We start from the raw sequence: 2,510 nt of genomic DNA, 5'->3' as shown, positions 1-2,510 counted from the left end.
CTCTACGAGCTCTACCTGCACGACCCTAACGCTGTGCCAGAAGAGTGGCGCACCTACTTCCAGAAGTTGCCTGCTGATGGCAACACTGCCACCGATGTTTCGCACTCCACAATTCGCGATCATTTCGTCTTGCTGGCAAAGAACCAGCGCCGCGCCCGACCGGTTTCCGCCGGCAGCGTGAGCAGTGAGCACGAGAAGAAGCAAGTTGAAGTGCTGCGATTGATCCAGGCCTACCGTATGCGTGGCCACCAGGCAGCCCAGCTTGACCCGCTGGGGCTGTGGCAGCGTCCTGCACCTGCAGACCTGTCAATCAATCATTACGGCTTGACCAATGCCGATCTTGATACGACCTTCCGTGCCGGCGACCTGTTCATCGGCAAAGAGGAGGCGAGCCTACGCGAAATTCACGAAGCGTTGCAGCAGACATATTGCCGCACCATCGGCGCTGAATTTACGCACATCACCGATTCCGAGCAGCGCCAGTGGTTCCAGCAGCGTCTGGAAAGCGTGCGCGGCCGTCCGACGTACTCCGCCGACATCAAGAGTCACCTGCTCGAGCGCGTCACTGCCGGCGAGGGTCTTGAAAAATACCTTGGGACCAAGTATCCGGGTACCAAGCGTTTCGGTCTGGAAGGCGGCGAGAGCCTGATTCCGATGCTCGATGAACTGATCCAGCGTTCCGGCTCCTACGGCACCAAGGAAATCGTCATCGGCATGGCCCACCGTGGTCGTCTGAACGTGCTGGTCAACACCTTTGGCAAGAACCCGCGCGAGTTGTTCGACGAGTTCGAAGGCAAGAAGAAGGTCGAGCTGGGTTCCGGTGACGTTAAATATCACCAGGGCTTCTCGTCCAACGTCATGACCACCGGCGGTGAAGTTCACCTGGCCATGGCTTTCAACCCGTCTCACCTGGAAATCGTTTCTCCAGTGGTCGAGGGTTCGGTCCGTGCCCGTCAGGATCGTCGTAACGATCCTACCGGTGAAAAGGTTCTGCCGATCTCCATCCACGGTGACGCGGCATTCGCCGGTCAAGGCGTGGTCATGGAAACCTTCCAGATGTCGCAGACCCGCGGTTTCAAGACCGGCGGCACCGTGCACATCGTGATCAACAACCAGGTCGGCTTCACCATCAGCAACCCGCTGGACTCGCGCTCCACCGAGTACGCGACCGACGTTGCGAAGATGATCCAGGCGCCGATCCTCCATGTGAATGGTGATGATCCGGAAGCCGTGTTGTTCGTGACCCAGTTGGCCATCGACTACCGCATGCAGTTCAAGCGTGACGTGGTGATCGATCTGGTCTGCTACCGTCGTCGCGGCCACAACGAGGCTGAYGAGCCAAGCGGTACCCAGCCTCTGATGTATCAGCAGATCACCAAGCAGCGCACCACCCGTGAGCTGTATGCCGATCGTCTGACCCAGAGTGGGGTGCTGGACGCTGAGCGTGTTCAGGCGAAAGTCGACGAATACCGCAACGCGCTGGACAACGGTCTGCACGTAGTAAAAAGCCTGGTCAAAGAGCCGAACAAAGAGTTGTTCGTGGACTGGCGTCCGTATCTGGGCCACGCCTGGACCGCGCGTCACGATACTCGCTTCGATCTGAAAACCTTGCAGGAACTGTCCGCCAAGCTGCTGGAGATTCCGGAAGGCTTCGTGGTTCAGCGCCAGGTCTCGAAAATCTACGAAGACCGTCAGAAGATGCAAGCCGGCGGCCTGCCGATCAACTGGGGTTACGCCGAAACCATGGCGTACGCGACCCTGGCGTTCGAAGGTCACCCGATTCGCATGACGGGTCAGGACATCGGTCGCGGTACGTTCTCGCACCGTCACGCTGTCTTGCACAACCAGAAAGACGCGGGTACCTATATCCCGCTGCAAAACCTGTACAAGGGTCAGCCACGTTTCGACCTGTACGATTCATTCCTGTCCGAAGAAGCGGTTCTGGCGTTCGAATACGGTTATTCGACCACCGAGCCAAACGCTCTGGTTATCTGGGAAGCCCAGTTCGGCGACTTCGCCAACGGTGCCCAGGTGGTTATCGACCAGTTCATCACCAGTGGCGAGCACAAGTGGGGCCGTCTCTGCGGTCTGACCATGCTGTTGCCGCACGGTTATGAAGGTCAGGGTCCGGAGCACTCCTCGGCTCGTCTGGAGCGTTACCTGCAGCTGTGCGCCGAGCACAACATTCAGGTAGCCGTGCCGACTACGCCGGCCCAGATCTACCACTTGCTGCGTCGTCAGGTGATTCGCCCGCTGCGCAAACCATTGGTAGTCCTGACTCCGAAGTCGTTGCTGCGTCACAAGCTGGCCATCTCGACCCTGGAAGATCTGGCCGAAGGTTCGTTCCAGACCGTGATCCCGGAAATCGATGCGCTTGACCCGAAAAAGGTCACTCGCATGATCCTGTGCAGCGGCAAGGTCTACTATGACCTGCTGGAAAAACGCCGTGCCGAAGGTCGTGAAGACATCGCCATCGTGCGTATCGAGCAGCTGTATCCGTTCCCTGAGGA

1 protein-coding gene is annotated in these 2,510 nt (G+C 58.6%); it reads left to right on the top strand.

What is annotated here, in order from left to right:
• On the top strand, positions 1 to 2,510 hold a 2,510-nt coding region (locus tag AC1DLB_RS27475; RefSeq protein ID WP_477786048.1), incomplete at both ends, for a 2-oxoglutarate dehydrogenase E1 component.

The sequence above is a fragment of the Pseudomonas sp. 05N434 genome, from assembly GCF_056396965.1.
This window is presented reverse-complemented; position numbering and strand designations above follow the sequence as displayed.